Consider the following 17,099-nt stretch of genomic DNA (forward strand, 5'->3'; position numbering starts at 1 on the left):
CGGGATCGTCGACGCCCGTCCGCGCACGCGCCGCGGGCGACGGTGATCATCCGGGTCCGCCCTGGTTCCGCTCAACCGCAGCTTCTCTTTAGACCGTGAATCCCGAGATCTGCGCGCCTGCGCACCGAGCCCGGCGCCGTCACGATAGGACGCGCTCGCCTTGACGGCCGGGTCGCCCGGGTCGTAGCAGCCGGGCATCATCGGGACGGGACGGGTACATGACCGGCAAGCGCGCGCTGATCACGGGTGTCACGGGCCAGGACGGCGCGTATCTGGCGCAGCTGCTCCTGCAGAAGGGCTACGCGGTCACCGGGATCGTACGCCGCTCCAGCCATGCCGGCGTGTTCGACCACCGGCTGAAATGGCTGGGCATCCTCGACGATGTCGAGCTGGTCGACGGCAACCTGCTCGACCAGTCGGCGCTGCTGCGCATCGTCCAGACCGCCAAGCCCGACGAGATCTACAACCTCGCCGCGCAGTCGTTCGTCACCTCCTCCTGGCAGCAGCCGCTGCTCACCGGCCAGGTCACCGGCCTGGGCGCGGTGCACATGCTCGAATGCCTGCGCTCGGTCGCCCCGCAGGCGCGCTACTACCAGGCCTCGACCTCGGAGATGTTCGGCCTGATCCAGGAGGCCCAGCAGAGCGAGACGACGCCGTTCTACCCGCGCTCGCCCTACGGCGTGGCCAAGCTCTACGCGCACTGGATGACGATCAACTACCGCGAGAGTTTTGGGCTGCACGCCTCGAACGGGATCCTGTTCAACCACGAGAGCCCGCTGCGGGGCGTCGAGTTCGTGACCCGCAAGGTCACGGACGCGGTGGCGCGGATCAAGCTGGGCCGGCAGAAGGAGCTGCGGCTCGGCAACATCGACGCCAAGCGCGACTGGGGCCACGCCCGGGACTACGTGCAGGCAATGTGGCTGATGCTGCAGCAGGAGAAGCCGGACGATTACGTGATCGCCACCGGCCGCACGACGACGGTGCGGGACATGTGCGTGATCGCGTTCAAGCATGTCGGGCTGAACATCGACGACCACCTGGTGATCGACCCGGCCTTCTTCCGTCCGGCGGAGGTCGAGGTGCTGCTGGGCGACCCGGCCAAGGCGAAGGCGACCTTCGGCTGGGCGGCGCAGACCAGCCTCGAGGATCTCATCACCGAGATGGTCGACGCCGACATCAAGCGCCTCAGCGCCAACGCCTGAACGCGCCCTCGCCGGCGGCGTCCCGCCGGTCCATATCGCGCGCATGTCCCATCGGAGACGCGCCCCGTGAAGACCTATCAGCTCTACATCGACGGTCAGCACGTCGACCCGGTCGAGGGCGCGTGGTTCGAGTCTACCGATCCCTATCGCGGTGAGGCCTGGGCCCGGATCCCGCGGGCGTCCCGGGCCGATGTCGACCGGGCCGTCGCCGCGGCCAAGCGCGCCATGTGGGATGGCCCCTGGGCGACCATGACCGCCTCGGCCCGGGGCAAGGTGCTGCGCCGGATCGGCGACCTCGTGGAGCGCGACGCGAAGGCCCTCGCCGAGGTCGAGGTCCGCGACAACGGCAAGCTGTTCGCCGAGATGTACGGCCAGATCCGCTACCAGCCGGAATGGTGGTGGTACTATGCCGGCCTCGCCGACAAGGTCGAGGGCGCGCAGATCCCGATCGACAAGCCGGAGACCTTCGCGTTCACCCGGCACGAACCGGTGGGCGTGGTCGGCGCCCTGACGGCCTGGAACTCGCCGCTCCTGTTCGTCGCCTGGAAATGCGCCCCGGCGCTGGCGGCGGGCTGCGCCGTGGTGGTGAAGCCCTCCGAATTCGCCTCCGCGAGCACGCTCGAATTCGCGCGCCTGACCAAGGAAGCCGGGCTCCCCGACGGGATGTTCAACGTCGTGACGGGCTTCGGCGGCGAGGCCGGTAGCGCCGTCGTCGAGCACCCGGACGTCGCCAAGATCACCTTCACAGGTTCCGACGTGACCGGTGCGAAGGTCTACGAGGCGGCCGCCCGCCAGATCAAGCGCGTGTCCCTGGAGCTCGGCGGCAAGTCGCCCAACATCGTCTTCGCCGATGCCGACCTGAAGGCCGCCGCCGCGGGGGCGATCTCGGGCATCTTCGCCGCCACCGGCCAGACCTGCATCGCCGGATCGCGGCTGCTCGTGCAGAACAGCATCCGCGAGGCGTTCGTCGAGCGGCTGATCGCGCTGGCCCGCACGGCGAAGCTCGGCGACCCGATGCAGGCCGACACCCATATCGGCCCGATCACCACGCCGCCCCAGTATGCCAAGGTGCTCGACTACATCGCGCTCGCCAAGAGCGAGGGCGCGCGCTGCGTGTTCGGCGGAAACCCGGCCTCCGGGCCCGGGGTGATCGGCGGCCAGTTCGTCGAGCCGACGATCTTCACCGGCGTCACCAACGACATGCGGATCGCCCAGGAGGAGGTGTTCGGCCCGGTCCTGTCGATCATCGGGTTCGAGGACGAGGCGGAGGCGCTGAGGCTCGGCAACGACGTCATCTACGGGCTCGCCGCCGGCGTCTGGACCCAGGATATCGGCCGGGCCATGCGCATGTCGAAGGGGCTGCGGGCCGGTACGGTCTGGGTGAACACCTACCGGGCCGTCAGCTACATGATGCCCTTCGGCGGCATGAAACGCTCGGGCATCGGCCGCGAGAGCGGCGTCGAGTCGATCCGTGAGTTCCTGGAGACCAAGAGCGTCTGGATCTCCACGAGCCGCGATGCGCCGGAGAACCCGTTCGTCATGCGCTGAGGCGCGTGGCCGCGTCGCGACCCGGAGATCCATCGCCAGCCCCGAGATTTGCGCTGGATCAAGGCCGCGATCTGCACTGTGCCCAGACTGCCTCCTCCGGGCCCGAATCGGGCCCCGAGGAGGGCGCCATGACCTACGCCAACATCCTGGTCTCCGTCGACTTCGCCGAGGGCGCGCCGGATCGCGTGCGCGTCGCCGCCGGTCTGGCTCACCGCTTCGACGCGCTGCTGACGGGGGTCGCCGCGGCCGATGCGCCGGTGCCGCTCTTCGCCCACGATGTCCGCGATGCGCAGGCTCAGTACGAGCGCGCCAGGGGCGAGATTCAGCGCGAGCTGGAACGGGCTCAGGGGTTGTTCGCCCGCTCCGCCGGGGAAGCGCCCTGCACAGTGTGGCGCGGGGGTGTCGACAGCCCGCTCGCCTACCTCGTCGAACAGGCGCGGGCCGCGGATCTGCTGGTGCTCGGCAGGTCCGACCCGACCGATCTCGACCCCGGCCCCCTGGGCGTCCTGCCGGGCCCCGTTCTGATGGAGGCGGCCCGACCGGTCCTGGTGGTACCGCCCGACGTGGCCGACCTTCCGGCGCGCCGCATCGTCGTGGCCTGGAAGGATACGTCCGAAGCCCGCCGCGCCGTCTCGGGGGCGCTCCCCTTCATCCGGTCCGCCGAACAGGTCTTCGTCGCGTCCGTGGGCGACAGCGCCCGCTCGGAGGGCGCGCAGGACGTCACCGCACATCTGGCGCGCCACGGCGCCACGGCGACCACCCACCTGCTGAGCGCTGCCGCGAGCGACGGTGCCGAGATCCTTCGGTTCGCCCGCCAGCAGGAGGCCGATCTCATCGTCTTGGGCGCCTACGGCCATTCCCGACTGCGCGAGTGGGCCTTCGGCGGCGCGACGCGGGACGTCCTGAACACCGCGCCCATATGCTGCCTGATGGCGCACTGAAAGCCGGGCTCGGCCGGCGGTGTGCCGCGCGAGCCGACCCGGATCGACGCGCGGCCAGCATCCGGAACGATCAGGATCGCCTCGTGGCGCTGGAAACCGGGATGATCGGCGACGGTCTGGAGGCCCACCGATCGTTTCACCGTCACCGACCGCAATCCGGGCCGCGCAGGAAGGCCGCGACGGTCTCCTCGGCGCTGCGGCGGCCCGGGATGACAATCCGATCCGCCGCCACACTTGATCTCTGCGCCGGCGCGGGCGTGAGACGCGCTCGGACGAGACGGCATCGCGCCGGTCGGAGCCGCGATGGATCGGCGGTCAGCCGGCAATCGGCAGGCGGCGTCAGGTCCTCCGCGGCGCCGTGCCCGCTCTTGCCCCTCAGCCCCGCGGCGCGGATCCCCCGAGAGCCTCCGCGAGCTTTCCGATCCGTTCGGCCGCGCGGCCGATCCCCGCCGCGGCCCGCTCCGCATCGGTCGCCCTCCCCCGCTCGGCGGCCTCGGCGGCGATGCGCAACGCGGCCGCTTCCGTCTCCAGCGCGGCGAGCCGCCCGCGCAGCTCCGCCAGTTCGTCCGCGATCGTCAGCGCCGCCATCACCTGCAGCCGCATGTCGCCGATGGCGCCGAAATCCTTGCGCATTGCGCCGATGCGCCCGTCGAGCGTTTCGGCGAGCCCGGTGAGATGGGCTTCCTCGCCCTCCCCGCAGGCCATGCGGTAGGTGCGGCCGTCGATGGTCACGTTGATCTGCGGCACGGGCGGCTCCGATCGGCGTTCCGGATGGCGCGGACGCCGGATCAGGATCGCCCGAGGACATCCTGGACGGTCTCGATCGCCCGGTCGAGGCGGTGCCCGACCGCGCCGGTCGTGGCGGTGACCTGCGCGAGCCGGGCGCTCGCCGCGTCGAGGGCGGCGGCGAGGCGGGCCCGATCCTCGTCCATCAGGGCGAGCTCGGCATCCCGGTCGTCCGGCTGGGCGGCGGTGGCCAGCCGGTGCTGAACGACGGCATCCATGCGGTTCACGGCTGCTTCCAGCCGGGCGAGCGCCTCGTCGATCAAGCTGGTTTCGGTCCCGTCGGCCATGGTCTTTCGTCCGTTCCGACCCGAACCTTTCCGTCGAATGCGGCCGGAATTCCAGCGCAAAGTAACGTCCGAGCCCGGGATCCCCCGGCCCGGCCAGTCGAGCCCGAAGAACCCTGTTTATTCGTCGGTGAATCGAAGGTCTTTGTCACGGCCGCGCGTTTGACAGGTCGGGGTGCCATGTTAGACAGCCGCGCGCTCCCGAAAAGGACCGCGCGAGACATGCCGGATCGTCGGTCCGAGACAGTCCCGAGGCACCGTGCGCTCCGACGATCGCGGGCGGCGAAGCCCGGCCTCTCCCGGCCCGGTTCATCGCCGGTTCAAACCCGCACGCCCAGATCCGCCCGGCTGGGACGGCACGGAGGCGGGGAGCCGAGATCCCCCGCGGGCCGCGCCCATGGTTTGTGAGGCGCGGTGGGAGCCGCATCAGGTGAAGGAGTGACGCCGTGACGAAGGTTGCCATCAACGGGTTCGGACGCATCGGCCGCAACGTCCTGCGGGCGATTGCGGAAGCCGGCCGCACGGACATCGAGGTCGTGGCGATCAACGATCTCGGCCCGGTGGAGACCAACGCCCACCTGCTCCGCTTCGATTCCGTCCACGGCCGGTTCCCGGGCGAGGTCGCGGTCGACGGCGAGTTCCTGGTGGTCAACGGCAAGCGGATCAAGGTGACGGCGGTGCGCAACCCGGCTGAGCTGCCGCACCGGGATCTGGGCGTCGACATCGCGCTGGAATGCACCGGCATCTTTACCTCGAAGGACAAGGCCAAGGCCCACCTCGACGCCGGCGCCAAGCGCGTCCTCGTCTCCGCCCCCGCCGACGGCGCCGACCTGACGGTGGTCTACGGCGTCAACCACGACAAGCTTACGGCCGAGCATCTCGTCGTGTCGAACGCCTCCTGCACCACCAACTGCCTGGCGCCCGTCGCCCAGGTTCTGGACGCGGCGGTGGGCATCGAGCGTGGCTTCATGACCACGATCCACTCCTACACCAACGACCAGCCGTCGCTGGACCAGATGCACAAGGATCTCTATCGGGGCCGTGCCGCCGCGCTCTCGATGATCCCGACCTCGACCGGCGCCGCCAAGGCCGTGGGCCTCGTGCTGCCGGAGCTGAAGGGCAAGCTCGACGGGACGGCGATCCGCGTGCCGACCCCGAACGTCTCGGCGGTGGACCTCGTGTTCACGGCCAAGCGCGCGACCTCGGTCCAGGAGATCAACGACGCGATCAAGGCCGCCGCCGCAGGCCCGCTCAAGGGCGTGCTCGGCGTCACCGACCGGCCGAACGTCTCGATCGACTTCAACCACGATCCGCACTCGTCGACCTTCCACCTCGACCAGACCAAGGTCATGGACGGCACCTTCGTGCGCATCCTGTCGTGGTACGACAACGAGTGGGGCTTCTCGAACCGCATGGCAGACACCGCCGTGGCGATGGCCAAACTCCTCTGAGGCGGCTTGCGGGCGGCCGTCGTCCCGTGACAGGACGGCGGCCGCCCGCCCGATCGGGCGGTCTCACCTCGAACCGGGGACTCTCCAGGGATGACCGACGCTTCGCAGGGTCCGTCGAGCGGGCCGAATGCCGTGCCGCCTGCCCCGAGGCCGGCGCCGCCGCCCGCCGTAGCCGCCACGCCCGCACCGTCGCAGGCGCTTCCGGCGAACCAGCTCTTCGATCAGCTCGCCCGGATCGAGGACAAATGCTCCCGGATCGAAGACAAGTACGCCCGCTCCGAGGCGCTCCTGTCGCGCGTCGAGGATAAGGTCGAGAACGCCTCCAGCCGGATGAACGAGGCCGCGCGGCAATCCGATCTTGCGGCCCTGCGCACGGAGATGCGGGTGCTCGCCGAGCGGACCCGGCGCCTGCCGGGGACCGGTGCGCTGGTCCTCACCGCGGTGATCACCGCGATTTTGACCGTCGCGCTGATGATCGCCGTGCAGCGGCTGAACCTCGACCGCCTGCTGCAGCAGCGGGCCCAGATCGGGACGACCGTCCAGTAACCCCACCCACCGGACCAGGACCGCATGAGCGCCTTCCGCACCCTCGACGATGCCGGCTCCCTGAGGGGCAAGCGGGTCCTGATGCGCGTCGACCTGAACGTGCCCATGGAGAACGGGCGCGTCACCGACGCGACCCGGATCGAGCGCGTCGCTCCGACGATCCGCGAAGTCGCCGAACAGGGCGCCAAGGTGATCCTGCTCGCCCATTTCGGCCGACCGAAGGGCAAGCGCGAGCCGAAGGATTCCCTGGAGCCGGTTGTGCCGGCGCTCGGCGCGGCCCTCGGGCGGAAGGTCGCGTTCGCGTCCGACTGCATCGGCGAGGCGGCCGCGAAGGCGGTGGCGGCCCTGCAGGACGGCGACGTGCTGCTCCTGGAGAACACCCGCTACCATGCCGGCGAGGAGAAGAACGACCCGGCCTTCGCGGATGCGCTGGCGGCGAACGGCGACATCTACGTCAACGAGGCCTTCTCGGCGGCGCATCGCGCGCACGCCTCGACCGAGAGGCTGGCGCACCGCCTCCCGGCCTATGCCGGCCGCGAGATGCAGGCCGAGCTCGAAGCCCTGACCAGGGGCCTGGAATCGCCGCAGCGGCCGGTGATCGCGCTGGTCGGCGGCGCCAAGGTGTCGTCCAAGATTGATCTTCTGGAAAACCTCGTCGCCAAGGTCGACATGCTGGTGATCGGCGGCGGCATGGCCAACACCTTCCTGCATGCGCAGGGCAAGGCCGTGGGCAAGTCCCTGTGCGAGAAGGACCTCGCCGAGACCGCTCATCGCATCCTGGCGGCGGCGGACAAGGCCGGCTGCCGGATCATCCTGCCGGTGGATGCCGTCGCGGCCACCGAATTCAAGGCCCAGGCCCCGCACGAGACCGTCCCGGTGGATGCGGTGCCGGAGTCCAGCATGATCCTCGATGCCGGCCCGCGCTCGGTCGCGGAGATCGACGCCGCCATCGACGAGGCCAAGACCCTGGTCTGGAACGGTCCGCTCGGGGCCTTCGAACTCGCGCCCTTCGACGCCGCCACGGTGGCCGCCGCCCAGCATGCCGCGGCACGCACGAAGGCCGGGCAACTGGTCTCGGTGGCCGGCGGCGGCGACACGGTCGCGGCGCTCAACCATGCGGGCGTGGCCAGCGACTTCACCTACGTGTCGACGGCGGGCGGGGCTTTCCTCGAATGGCTGGAGGGCAAGGCGCTCCCCGGAGTCGAGGCGCTTCGGGTGACGGGCTGAGCGCGGCGGCGTTGCTCTCCTACTCCGCGGCGCCCGCCATATCTATGATAGCGCCCGTGGCTAGCGTGGGGGCGAGTCGATGCGTGACACCGTCGAAAGCGCGACGTTCGAGATCCTGACGGGCATCCAGGCGAGCCTCGGCCAGGTGCCGGTCCGTTCCGACAGGCTCGAGACGCGGATGGGGAATTGCGAGACGCGCAGGGAGGGCTTGGAGGCAGGCCTGCGCGACGACCGGCGCAACGCAGCCGGCATGCCCGTGATAATGCGTGCCACGGCCGGCGATTTCGCCGCGCGGGTTAGCGAGGTCGAGGAGCGCGTCGCGGCTCTCGAGAACCGCGCCAGTTGAGGGGTGGCGCGGACCGAGCACGCCGTTCGCGGCATCCGTCAGCATTCAGAAGCGAAGCTCTCGGATGCGCGATACGATAAGAGCGCCCTGAGATCTTGAAGTCGCCGTCGGCGATCGAGCACACCACCAAACGGCAAACGGGAAGACAGTCACGATGGCACGCATCACCCTCCGGCAGCTCCTCGATCACGCCGCTGAGTACGAGTACGGCGTGCCGGCCTTCAACCTGAACAACATGGAGCAGGGTCTCGCCATCATGGCGGCGGCCGATGCCACGGATTCCCCCGTGATCCTCCAGGCCAGCCGCGGCGCCCGCGCCTATGCCAACGACGTGGTGCTGGCCAAGCTGATCGACGGCCTCGTCGAGATCTACCCGCACATCCCGGTCTGCATGCATCTCGACCACGGCAACAACGAAGCCACCTGCGCCACCGCGATCCAGTACGGCTTCACCTCGGTGATGATGGACGGATCCCTGAAGGCCGACGGCAAGACCCCGGCCGACTACAATTACAACGTCGAGATCACCCGCAACGTCACCAAGATGGCCCATTGGGCCGGCGTCTCGGTGGAGGGCGAGTTGGGCGTGCTCGGCTCCCTGGAGAGCGGCCAGGGCGAGGCCGAGGACGGTCACGGCGCCGAGGGCACGCTCAGCCACGACCAGCTCCTGACCGATCCGGACGAGGCGGTGAAGTTCGTCGAGGCGACCCAGGTCGACGCGCTGGCGGTGGCGATGGGCACGAGCCACGGCGCCTACAAGTTCACCCGCCAGCCCGATGGCGACGTGCTGGCGATGAACGTGATCGAGGAGATCCACCGCCGCCTGCCGACCACACACCTCGTGATGCACGGCTCGTCCTCGGTCCCGCAGGATCTGCAGGACATCATCAACCAGCACGGCGGCCAGATGAAGCCGACCTGGGGCGTCCCGGTCGAGGAGATCCAGCGCGGCATCAAGCACGGCGTGCGCAAGATCAACATCGACACCGACAACCGCATGGCGATGACCGGCCAGATCCGGAAGGTGCTCACCGAGAACCCGTCCGAGTTCGATCCGCGCAAGTATCTGAAGCCCGCCATGGAGGCGATGACGAAGCTGTGCAAACAGCGCTTCGAGGAATTCGGCACCGCCGGCCAGGGCGCGAAGATCCGGCCGATCTCGGTCGCCGAGATGGCCAAGCGCTATGCCAGCGGCGCCCTGGATCCGAAGATCGGCGCCCGCTGAGAGCGCTCAGATCCTCGCCATGAGCAATCTTTCGCGTCTCGCCCTCCTCGGGCCACACGGCCTCGACGCCGACGGCATGGACGAATTCGTGTCGGCCCTGAAGGCGGCCTGCGGGGCCGGCGACGTCGCCGCCGTGATCCTGCGGCTCGCCTCCGGCGACGAGCGCGGGCTGACCGCCCGCGTCAAGCAGGTCGCGCCGGTGGCGCAGGAAAACGGGGCCGCCCTGGTGGTGGCCTGTCCGGGCTTCACCGGCGATCTCGCCGCGGTGGCGATCCGCGGGGGCGCCGACGGCATCCACGTTGACAAACCCCGGGACCTCAAGGCGTTGCGGGATCGGCTGCGCGACGGGCGGATCCTGGGCGCCGGGGGCCTCGAGACCAAGCACGGCGCCATGGAGGCCGGCGAGGCGGGCGTCGATTACCTGATGTTCGGCGGGCTCTATCCGGACGGCGTCGCGCCAGACCCGGAAACGGTACTGGCGCGCGTGTCCTGGTGGGCGGAGATCTTCGAGACACCCTGCATCGCCGTCGCGGCGAACGCCGACGCGATCGGTCCGCTATCGGCCACGGGGGCGGAGTTCGTCGGGCTCGAGAGCGGGCTCTGGCTGCAAGACGCCACTTTCGTCGGCCGCGCGCGGCAGGCAATCCAGCAGGCGCCCGCGCAATGAGGCGGGTGACAGGTCCGGCGATGGCCCTCGCCGTCGCGCTGGCGGCGCTGCCGGCCTGGGCGGCCGCGGGGCCGACCGACCCATCGAAGAGCGCCACGCCGCTGCCCGGATCGTCCGGCGCCACGCCCGGCCAGAAGGCGATGCCGGAGCTGCCGAGCCCGTACACGCCGAATTACACACGGGGTGCCGTACCGCCGGCCAATGGCCAGCCGCCGGATTTCGCCTACGGGGCGTATCAGCGTGGGCAATATGTGACCGCCTTCCGGGAGGCGACCAAGCGCATCGAGGCGAATCCCAAGGATGCCGCCGCGATGACGCTCCTCGGCGAGCTGTACAACCAGGGCCTCGGCGTGAAGCAGGATCCGGTCAAGGCGGCCGAGTGGTACAAGGTTGCCGCGGCTCAAAACGACGCCGCTGCCATGTCGTCCCTCGGTCTGATGGCCCTCGACGGGCGCGGCATGCCCAAGGACATCAAGGCGGGCCGCCACTGGCTGGAACAGGCCACCGCCCAGGGCTCGCCCACAGCGGCGTACAATCTCGGCCTGATCCTGATCGGCACGGGGTCCGCGGCCGACGAGTCCGCCGCGGTCGCGCAGTTTCGCAAGGCTGCCGATGCCGAGATCGGGCCGGCTCAGCACGATCTCGGCGTGCTCTACCTGCAGGGGCGCGGCGTGCCGAAGGATCCCAGCAAGGCGGCGGCCTGGTTCCGGCGCGGCGCCGACAACGGCGATCTCGCCAGCGAGATCGAGTACGCCATCCTGCTGTTCAACGGGACCGGCGTGACCAAGGACGAGCGCTCGGCCGCCCGCTACTTCCTGCACGCGGCCTCGCGGGGGAACGCCATCGCGCAAAATCGCATCGCGCGGCTCTACGCAGTCGGGCGCGGCGTCGCGAAGAACACCGTGGAGGCGGCGGCCTGGAACCTCGCCGCGGCGGGCCAGGGGCTGTCCGACGCGTGGCTCGACCAAACGCTGTCCGGTCTCTCCGCCGAGGAGCGCAACCGTGCCGAGCGTCTGGCCAACGAGCGCGTCGAGCAGCGCTGAGCGTCTACAATCCGGCCTTCGACCAATCGACACCGGCCTCGAGCTCCGGCAGCAGGACCACGCTCTCCTGTTCGTTGGGATCGGTCCGGGCGATCACCGCCGTGACCGGCTCGGTCTGGCTGCGATTGTAGGGCAGGTGCGGGACGTCGGCGGCGATGTAGACGAACTCGCCGGCGCCCGCGATCGCGTGATGCTCCAGGTGCTGGCCCCAGAAGCAGCCCGACACGCCGGACAGGACGTGGATCGCCGTCTCGTGCGATTCGTGCTTGTGCGCGTGGGCGCGCTCGCCGGGCGGGATCTCCAGAAGCTGCATGTGCAGCGCCCTTGCGCCGACCGCTTCGGCCGAGATGGCCGGCCGATAGAGGTGTCCCTGCTTGCCGCGGAACGGCGCACTCTCGCGCACCACGCGCAAGCCGGCCTGCGGTTTGTCCGAACCGGAACTCATGGACTCTTCCCCACCTGAAAGGCGGAATCGACCGGGATCTGCATGCCGTTGACCAGCGCGTTGGTCTGGTTCGCCATGCCGACCACCGCCAGGAACTCGCCGTGCTGCGCGGAGGTCAAGCCCTTCGCCCGCGCCGCGGCCGTGTGCGAGTGGATGCAGTAGGGGCAGCCATTGGCGATCGAGACCGCGATATAGACCAGTTCCTTGGTCAGCGGATCGAGCGTCCCAGGGCCCATGACGGCCTTGAGACTGGTCCAGGTCCGCTCCAGCAGGGCGGGATCGTGGGCCAATCCACGCCAGAAGTTGTTGATGAAGTCGGATCCGCGGGTCGCCCGGATGTCGGCGAAGATCGCGCGCACCCGCGGATTCGCCTCGGCTTCGGCATCGCTCACCAGCGTCACGGTCGCCATGGCCTTCGCCTCCGTCAGAGCTTGCAGGCGCCTTCGAGGGCGCGGTTCTCGGCATCCGAGAACAGGCGCGAGCGGATGTGGAAGCGCTTCTCGCGCCCGTTCTCCAGCGAGAACATGCCGCCGCGGCCGGGCACGACGTCGAGCATCAGATGCGTGTGCTTCCAGACCGCGAACTGCGACCGGCTGATGTAGAAATCCGCCCCGCCGACCTGGCCGAGATGGACATCGCCGTCGCCGACGAGGAAGTCGCCGACCGGATAGCACATCGGCGAGGAGCCATCGCAGCAGCCGCCGGATTGATGGAACATCACCGGCCCGTATTCCGAGCGGAGCTCTTCGATGAGGCCCAGCGCCTTTGGGGTCGCGGTGACACGCAGCGGCGTGCCGTCGGCGCCGACCTGCTCCGCGGTCGTGGCTTCGATCCTGGCATCAAGGCTCATGGTGTCCTCCCCGGTCTCACCGTTGATATGCGTGCGCGGCCCGGGATTTCCATATTCGCCCGGGACCGACGGCCAAGCTGGTGCCGGATCCGCCTCCGCCGCGTTGCTCGCCGAGGATGCGCCTTTTTTTGGACGAAACGGAGAGCCTGACCGGCTGATCGACACCATGACGCAACGAACTGCCACCACCTGTCTGGCCCTCGTCCTCGCCGCGCTCGTGGCGGGCCCGGCCGGTGCCGATCCGCTGACGCTGCGCGTCCAGCCGCGCACCCAGCCGCTGTTCCTCCAGCACGCCTGGCGCGTCGCCGGAAACCCGAACGTCACCCCCGACAATCCGATGGGTGTCGTCGGCTGGGACGGGCCGCCCGACGACGTGCCGAGCGTGAGCGCCGATGCCGGCCCCATGCCGCCCGGCTCCATCGCCAATGCGCCCGTCGAGGGCTTCGGGTACGGCGTCGATTGATCCCCCGCCTCGCCCTGCTGTTCGCCCTGCTGGCCGGCGCCCCCGTCCTGGCGCACGAGGATGTCAACGCGCCGGCGCGGGAGGCCGAACTGCGGACCTGCCTGACGCACATCGACTGGATCGCGCCCCCCGACGCCGCGATCGCGGATCCGGCGACCTTCTGCGGCTGCTATGCCGACGGGGCGGTGAAGGAGCGCCTCTGGGAACTCGAGAAGGCCGAGGCCAATGCCGGCGAGGACGTCCGGCAGCCGGTGGCGGACCGCACCATCCGGCTGCACGACCGGAAATCGGCCGCCATCGCCGCCGCCTGCCTCAGGCGGTGAACCCGGTGCGGCTCGACAAAAAGCCCCGGCCGCGAGGCCGGGGCTAAGGTGTCTCGGGGGGTAACCCGGGCAGAAGCTCAGAAGAACCCGAGCTTCTTGGCCGAGTAGCTCACCAGCATGTTCTTGGTCTGCTGGTAGTGATCGAGCATCATCTTGTGCGTCTCGCGGCCGATGCCGGACTGCTTGTAGCCGCCGAAGGCCGCGTGGGCCGGATAGGCGTGGTAGCAGTTCGTCCAGACGCGGCCCGCCTGGATCGCCCGGCCGAAGCGGTAGGCCCGGGTCCCGTCACGGGTCCAGATCCCGGCGCCGAGGCCGTACAGCGTGTCGTTGGCGATCGAGAGCGCGTCGGCATCGTCCTTGAAGGTCGTGACCGAGAGAACCGGCCCGAAGATCTCCTCCTGGAAGATGCGCATCTTGTTGTGGCCGCGGAACACGGTCGGCTTCACGTAGAAGCCCTCAGCGAACTCGCCGTCCTTGACGTTGCGCTCGCCGCCGGTGAGCAGCTGCGCGCCCTCCTGCTTGCCGATGTCGATGTAGGAGAGGATCTTCTCCATCTGCTCGCCCGAAGCCTGGGCGCCGATCATCGTGGCGGGATCGAGCGGCGAGCCCTGCGTGATCGCCTCGACGCGCTTGACCGCCCGCTCCATGAAGCGGTCGTAGATCGATTCGTGGACCAGCGCCCGGCTCGGACAGGTGCAGACCTCGCCCTGGTTGAGGGCGAACATGGTGAAGCCTTCGAGCGCCTTGTCGAAGAAGTCGTCGTCCTCGTTGGCGACATCCGCGAAGAAGATGTTCGGTGACTTGCCGCCGAGCTCCAGCGTCACCGGGATCAGGTTCTGCGACGCGTATTGCATGATAAGGCGGCCGGTGGTCGTCTCACCCGTGAACGCGATCTTGGCGATGCGCGGGCTCGAGGCGAGCGGCTTGCCCGCTTCCAGGCCGAAGCCGTTGACCACGTTCAGGACGCCCGGCGGCAGCAGGTCGCCGATGATCTCCATCAGCACCAGGATCGAGGCCGGCGTCTGCTCGGCGGGCTTGAGCACCACGCAATTGCCGGCGGCGAGCGCCGGGGCGAGCTTCCACACCGCCATCAGGATCGGGAAGTTCCACGGGATGATCTGGCCGACGACGCCCAGCGGCTCGTGGAAGTGGTAGGCGACCGTGTCGTGGTCGATCTCGGAGATCGAGCCCTCCTGCGCCCGCACGCAGCCGGCGAAGTAACGGAAATGGTCGATGGCCAGCGGGATGTCGGCGTTGATCGTCTCACGGATCGGCTTGCCGTTATCCCAGGTCTCGGCGAGCGCGAGCAGATCGAGGTTCTCCTCCATCCGGTCGGCCATCTTGTTGAGGATCCGGGCGCGCTCGGCCGGCGCGGTGCGGCCCCAGGCCTCCTTGGCGGCGTGGGCGGCGTCCAGCGCCTTGTCGACGTCCTGAGCGTCCGAGCGGGCGACCTCGCAGATCACCTTGCCGGTGATCGGCGAGGTGTTCTCGAAATAGCGCCCGGCCGCGGGGGCGACCCACTGGCCGCCGATGAAGTTCTCGTAACGGGCCGAGAACGGCGACCTGATCTTGGCGTCGCCGAGGAATTCCGGCTTGTTCATCGCTCTGTTCCTCCATTGGCCCCGGCCTCGCGAACCGCGGCTCTTTGGCTTCAGCTGGCGTTCGTGCGGCCCTCGCGTCGGACCGCATCCGCTTCCGCTCTGATCGCAGCCAATGGCTTTTGGCCTGTCGAATCAAGGTGGACTTTTGGCCAGTGTGCGAGCGCATTGAGTCTACGCTGTTCTTGTCCGGACCGCGAGGGGACAACGCGGCGCCCGATGAAGACCATTGCAACGGGCCGTTTTCGCAAGCTGTACCGCGAGCCGGCCCGTCTCGATCGCGGGGCCGATATGATTGCGGACCTGTCGGGCCATCAGCGCAGGAGTGCGAGCGGCAGGTCCAGGGCGGCGAGCGGCAGGGCCGCCAGGGCCGCGGCCCGGAGCCAAGTGGGATGATAGGCAATCAGCGCCACCACGGCCAGCGCCGATCCCGTGAGCGAGCCGATCCACTGCACCGGTCCGAAGCTCCATCCGGCGGAGGCGACGGCGGCCGCGAAGGACAGGGCGAGCCCCGCCCAGCCGACCGCACGCAGGCCTCCGACCCGCTTTCCGCGCATCGGGGTGCGGAAAACCGCGCGGTGATGCCGGTCCAGGCTGAGCGCGAGGGCGGCGAAGCCCGAGAAGCCCAGGAGCAGGGACAGGACGAGGGCCGGGATGGTCACGCTTCGGCCGCCCTGTGCAGGATCGCCCTGGTCCGGTTCTGTCTCGGCCGGGCCGTCAGCCGCGCCCCGACGGCGAGCAGCAGACCCAGACCCGCCATGGCCGCGTCGAAGCCCAGGAAGCGGACCTCACCCACGGTCAGGGCATCGACCCCGGGGATCGCCAGGAACGCGAATGCGGGCACGATGAGGGCGAGGGGCCAGGCCCGGGCCCGGGGATAGAGTGCGGACGCGATGGCCGCGAGGATCCAGGCGGCGAAGAAGCCGCGCACCTCCCAATCCGCCCGCCCATCCAGATCCACCGGCAGGAGGCGGTTGGCGAGGAGATAGGCGGCGAGCCCGGCGGGAAGACCCGCGATGGTGCCGAGGTTCAGGACGTGGACGAGGCGCAGGCCGAAGCCCTCCGGATCGGCCCCCTTCGGAGCCCGTGCGACGGTCCACAGAACCAGGCCCGTCGCCACGGTGGCGGCACCCATGAGGCCGCAGAGGAAGAACAGCAGGCGCAGGGGCGCGGCCGCGAAATGCGCTTCGTGAAGGCCGACCATCACGGCGCCGGTCCGCGTGGCCGCCCCGGCCTCCCCGATGCGCCCGATCTCGGCGCCCGTCGCCGCGTCGTAGGCGATCTGTGGGTGGAGATGGGCGAGCCCCGGCGGTTCCTCGAAATAGGCGGTGACGGTCGAAGCGGCATCGCCGGGCCCGGAGACCATGACGACTTCGGGCGTCTGCCCGGTCGCGGCGATCGCCCGCGCTACGATCTCGCCGAGGGGCAGCGCCGTGCCGGGCCGCCCGGCCGGTGGCCGACCCGCGATCATGAGACCGGCTTCCGCGTAATAGCGCAATCCGTTGCCCTGATACGCCGTCAGGACCGGCCAGGGCATCAGCATCGATGAGAGGGTGACGAGGCCCGTATAGACGATCATGAGGTGGAACGGCAGCGCGAGAACCCCCACGATGTTATGGGCGTCGAGCCAGCCGCGCTGCGCCGAGCGGTCCCGCCGGAAGGTGAAGAAATTGGCGAAGATCCGCCGATGGGTCACGATGCCGGTGACGAGGGCGATCAGCAGGACCATCGCGCAGGCGGAGACGATCCAGCGTCCCCAGATCGGGGGCAGGTTCAATTCGAAATGGAACCGATAGAGGAAGTCGCCGCCGCGGCTGTCCCGGACCTTCGACCGTTCGCCCGTCGAGGGATCGAGCAGCGCGTGATGAAATGGCCCCCCGGGGCTCTGCCACCAATAGACCTCGACCGCCGGGTTCTCGGCATTGGGCGGTCTGACCGACCAGCCCACGGCGTCCGGCATCGTCTTCCGAAGGAATGCACCCGCGCTCGTCGCCGCGGCGACGGGATCGGACGCCGCCTCCGACAGTTCTGGCCGCATCCAGCTCGAGATTTCGGGGCGGTAATAGCTGGCGGTTCCGGTCACGAAGATCGCAAACAGCACCCAGCCGACCACGAGGCCGGACCACGTGTGCAGCCACGCCATCGACTGGCGGA

Annotated in this window: 20 protein-coding genes; 12 read left to right on the top strand and 8 right to left on the bottom strand. The window is 69.5% G+C overall.

The genetic code is table 11. The features are described from left to right. Window positions 1-218: 218 nt before the first annotated feature. The 3 genes from gmd to AC3IF3_RS04845 all read left to right on the top strand — a co-directional run bounded on the left by gmd (window position 219) and on the right by AC3IF3_RS04845 (window position 3,691). Window positions 219-1,202, top strand: a complete 984-nt coding sequence (gmd, locus tag AC3IF3_RS04835; RefSeq protein ID WP_489219923.1) for a GDP-mannose 4,6-dehydratase — start codon at window positions 219-221, stop codon at window positions 1,200-1,202. Between the two features lie 66 nt (window positions 1,203-1,268). Then, window positions 1,269-2,750: an aldehyde dehydrogenase gene (locus AC3IF3_RS04840; protein WP_489227575.1), complete on the top strand. Its 1,482-nt coding sequence runs from the start codon at window positions 1,269-1,271 to the stop codon at window positions 2,748-2,750. A gap of 128 nt (window positions 2,751-2,878) precedes the next feature. Continuing rightward, window positions 2,879-3,691, top strand: a complete 813-nt coding sequence (locus tag AC3IF3_RS04845) for a universal stress protein (protein WP_489227577.1) — start codon at window positions 2,879-2,881, stop codon at window positions 3,689-3,691. 375 nt (window positions 3,692-4,066) lie between these two features. On the opposite strand, the gene AC3IF3_RS04850 is transcribed toward AC3IF3_RS04845, so the two are convergent. Both AC3IF3_RS04850 and AC3IF3_RS04855 read right to left on the bottom strand, forming a co-directional pair. Further along, on the bottom strand, window positions 4,067-4,438 hold the full coding sequence (locus AC3IF3_RS04850; RefSeq protein ID WP_243965963.1) for a cell division protein ZapA: 372 nt from the start codon (window positions 4,436-4,438) through the stop codon (window positions 4,067-4,069). Between the two features lie 41 nt (window positions 4,439-4,479). After that, window positions 4,480-4,764 carry a DUF4164 family protein gene (locus AC3IF3_RS04855; protein WP_489227579.1) on the bottom strand — a complete coding sequence of 95 codons (285 nt, stop codon included), beginning with the start codon at window positions 4,762-4,764 and terminating at the stop codon, window positions 4,480-4,482. A 443-nt stretch (window positions 4,765-5,207) separates the two neighbouring features. Here AC3IF3_RS04855 and gap point away from each other — a divergent pair, with 443 nt between their 5' ends. The 7 genes from gap to AC3IF3_RS04890 all read left to right on the top strand — a co-directional run bounded on the left by gap (window position 5,208) and on the right by AC3IF3_RS04890 (window position 11,266). Beyond that, the gene (gap, locus tag AC3IF3_RS04860) at window positions 5,208-6,212 is read left to right on the top strand and encodes a type I glyceraldehyde-3-phosphate dehydrogenase (RefSeq protein ID WP_243965954.1); all 1,005 of its coding nucleotides are present in this window, start codon (window positions 5,208-5,210) and stop codon (window positions 6,210-6,212) included. Between the two features lie 90 nt (window positions 6,213-6,302). Then, window positions 6,303-6,758 carry a hypothetical protein gene (locus AC3IF3_RS04865; protein WP_489227581.1) on the top strand — a complete coding sequence of 152 codons (456 nt, stop codon included), beginning with the start codon at window positions 6,303-6,305 and terminating at the stop codon, window positions 6,756-6,758. A 24-nt stretch (window positions 6,759-6,782) separates the two neighbouring features. Further along, window positions 6,783-7,985: a phosphoglycerate kinase gene (locus AC3IF3_RS04870; protein WP_489227582.1), complete on the top strand. Its 1,203-nt coding sequence runs from the start codon at window positions 6,783-6,785 to the stop codon at window positions 7,983-7,985. Between the two features lie 79 nt (window positions 7,986-8,064). Beyond that, on the top strand, window positions 8,065-8,331 hold the full coding sequence (locus AC3IF3_RS04875; protein WP_489227583.1) for a hypothetical protein: 267 nt from the start codon (window positions 8,065-8,067) through the stop codon (window positions 8,329-8,331). Between the two features lie 154 nt (window positions 8,332-8,485). After that, complete coding sequence (gene fba, locus AC3IF3_RS04880) at window positions 8,486-9,556, top strand: class II fructose-bisphosphate aldolase (protein ID WP_489227585.1); 1,071 nt, start codon at window positions 8,486-8,488, stop codon at window positions 9,554-9,556. Between the two features lie 19 nt (window positions 9,557-9,575). Beyond that, a complete protein-coding gene (locus AC3IF3_RS04885) occupies window positions 9,576-10,223 on the top strand; it encodes a thiamine phosphate synthase (protein ID WP_489227587.1) in 648 nt (215 codons plus the stop codon). A 20-nt stretch (window positions 10,224-10,243) separates the two neighbouring features. After that, entirely contained in the window at window positions 10,244-11,266 is a 1,023-nt protein-coding gene (locus tag AC3IF3_RS04890) for a tetratricopeptide repeat protein (RefSeq protein WP_489227589.1), read from the top strand. Between the two features lie 4 nt (window positions 11,267-11,270). Here AC3IF3_RS04890 and AC3IF3_RS04895 read toward each other — a convergent pair whose 3' ends face one another. From AC3IF3_RS04895 to AC3IF3_RS04905, 3 genes are read right to left on the bottom strand one after another with little or no spacing between them, the layout of a single operon-like run. Then, window positions 11,271-11,711: a cupin domain-containing protein gene (locus tag AC3IF3_RS04895; protein WP_243965938.1), complete on the bottom strand. Its 441-nt coding sequence runs from the start codon at window positions 11,709-11,711 to the stop codon at window positions 11,271-11,273. Beyond that, window positions 11,708-12,121, bottom strand: a complete 414-nt coding sequence (locus tag AC3IF3_RS04900; protein WP_489227591.1) for a carboxymuconolactone decarboxylase family protein — start codon at window positions 12,119-12,121, stop codon at window positions 11,708-11,710. Before AC3IF3_RS04900 ends, AC3IF3_RS04895 begins: the two co-directional genes overlap by 4 nt. A gap of 14 nt (window positions 12,122-12,135) precedes the next feature. Further along, on the bottom strand, window positions 12,136-12,561 hold the full coding sequence (locus AC3IF3_RS04905; protein WP_243965933.1) for a DUF779 domain-containing protein: 426 nt from the start codon (window positions 12,559-12,561) through the stop codon (window positions 12,136-12,138). 166 nt (window positions 12,562-12,727) lie between these two features. Between AC3IF3_RS04905 and AC3IF3_RS04910 the strand changes: the two genes are divergently transcribed. Together AC3IF3_RS04910 and AC3IF3_RS04915 are read left to right on the top strand one after the other, a co-directional pair. Further along, window positions 12,728-13,024: a hypothetical protein gene (locus AC3IF3_RS04910; RefSeq protein ID WP_489227594.1), complete on the top strand. Its 297-nt coding sequence runs from the start codon at window positions 12,728-12,730 to the stop codon at window positions 13,022-13,024. Further along, window positions 13,021-13,347, top strand: coding sequence for a hypothetical protein (locus AC3IF3_RS04915; protein WP_489227595.1), 327 nt, complete (start codon window positions 13,021-13,023; stop codon window positions 13,345-13,347). The genes AC3IF3_RS04910 and AC3IF3_RS04915 overlap by 4 nt, the downstream gene beginning before the upstream one ends. A gap of 77 nt (window positions 13,348-13,424) precedes the next feature. On the opposite strand, the gene adh is transcribed toward AC3IF3_RS04915, so the two are convergent. The 3 genes from adh to AC3IF3_RS04930 form a co-directional block, all read right to left on the bottom strand. Then, window positions 13,425-14,948, bottom strand: coding sequence for an aldehyde dehydrogenase (gene adh, locus AC3IF3_RS04920; RefSeq protein WP_489219936.1), 1,524 nt, complete (start codon window positions 14,946-14,948; stop codon window positions 13,425-13,427). Window positions 14,949-15,259: 311 nt separating this feature from the next. Then, on the bottom strand, window positions 15,260-15,607 hold the full coding sequence (locus tag AC3IF3_RS04925; protein WP_489227597.1) for a DUF3325 domain-containing protein: 348 nt from the start codon (window positions 15,605-15,607) through the stop codon (window positions 15,260-15,262). Continuing rightward, window positions 15,604-17,088 (bottom strand): PepSY-associated TM helix domain-containing protein, encoded by a 1,485-nt coding sequence (locus AC3IF3_RS04930; protein WP_489231242.1) that lies wholly within the window; start codon window positions 17,086-17,088, stop codon window positions 15,604-15,606. The genes AC3IF3_RS04925 and AC3IF3_RS04930 overlap by 4 nt, the downstream gene beginning before the upstream one ends. Window positions 17,089-17,099 lie beyond the last annotated feature (11 nt).

The sequence above is a fragment of the Methylobacterium sp. J-118 genome (assembly GCF_057836565.1).

What these genes read in the sequence shown, in the direction of transcription:
- gmd (WP_489219923.1), top strand. Translation starts at nt 219, where the DNA reads ATGACCGGCAAGCGCGCGCTGATCACGGGTGTCACGGGCCAGGACGGC.
- AC3IF3_RS04845 (WP_489227577.1), top strand. Translation starts at nt 2,879, where the DNA reads ATGACCTACGCCAACATCCTGGTCTCCGTCGACTTCGCCGAGGGCGCG.
- AC3IF3_RS04855 (WP_489227579.1), bottom strand. Translation starts at nt 4,764, where the DNA reads ATGGCCGACGGGACCGAAACCAGCTTGATCGACGAGGCGCTCGCCCGG.
- AC3IF3_RS04865 (WP_489227581.1), top strand. Translation starts at nt 6,303, where the DNA reads ATGACCGACGCTTCGCAGGGTCCGTCGAGCGGGCCGAATGCCGTGCCG.
- AC3IF3_RS04870 (WP_489227582.1), top strand. Translation starts at nt 6,783, where the DNA reads ATGAGCGCCTTCCGCACCCTCGACGATGCCGGCTCCCTGAGGGGCAAG.
- AC3IF3_RS04875 (WP_489227583.1), top strand. Translation starts at nt 8,065, where the DNA reads ATGCGTGACACCGTCGAAAGCGCGACGTTCGAGATCCTGACGGGCATC.
- fba (WP_489227585.1), top strand. Translation starts at nt 8,486, where the DNA reads ATGGCACGCATCACCCTCCGGCAGCTCCTCGATCACGCCGCTGAGTAC.
- AC3IF3_RS04885 (WP_489227587.1), top strand. Translation starts at nt 9,576, where the DNA reads ATGAGCAATCTTTCGCGTCTCGCCCTCCTCGGGCCACACGGCCTCGAC.
- AC3IF3_RS04890 (WP_489227589.1), top strand. Translation starts at nt 10,244, where the DNA reads ATGGCCCTCGCCGTCGCGCTGGCGGCGCTGCCGGCCTGGGCGGCCGCG.
- AC3IF3_RS04895 (WP_243965938.1), bottom strand. Translation starts at nt 11,711, where the DNA reads ATGAGTTCCGGTTCGGACAAACCGCAGGCCGGCTTGCGCGTGGTGCGC.
- AC3IF3_RS04900 (WP_489227591.1), bottom strand. Translation starts at nt 12,121, where the DNA reads ATGGCGACCGTGACGCTGGTGAGCGATGCCGAAGCCGAGGCGAATCCG.
- AC3IF3_RS04905 (WP_243965933.1), bottom strand. Translation starts at nt 12,561, where the DNA reads ATGAGCCTTGATGCCAGGATCGAAGCCACGACCGCGGAGCAGGTCGGC.
- AC3IF3_RS04910 (WP_489227594.1), top strand. Translation starts at nt 12,728, where the DNA reads ATGACGCAACGAACTGCCACCACCTGTCTGGCCCTCGTCCTCGCCGCG.
- adh (WP_489219936.1), bottom strand. Translation starts at nt 14,948, where the DNA reads ATGAACAAGCCGGAATTCCTCGGCGACGCCAAGATCAGGTCGCCGTTC.
- AC3IF3_RS04930 (WP_489231242.1), bottom strand. Translation starts at nt 17,088, where the DNA reads ATGGCGTGGCTGCACACGTGGTCCGGCCTCGTGGTCGGCTGGGTGCTG.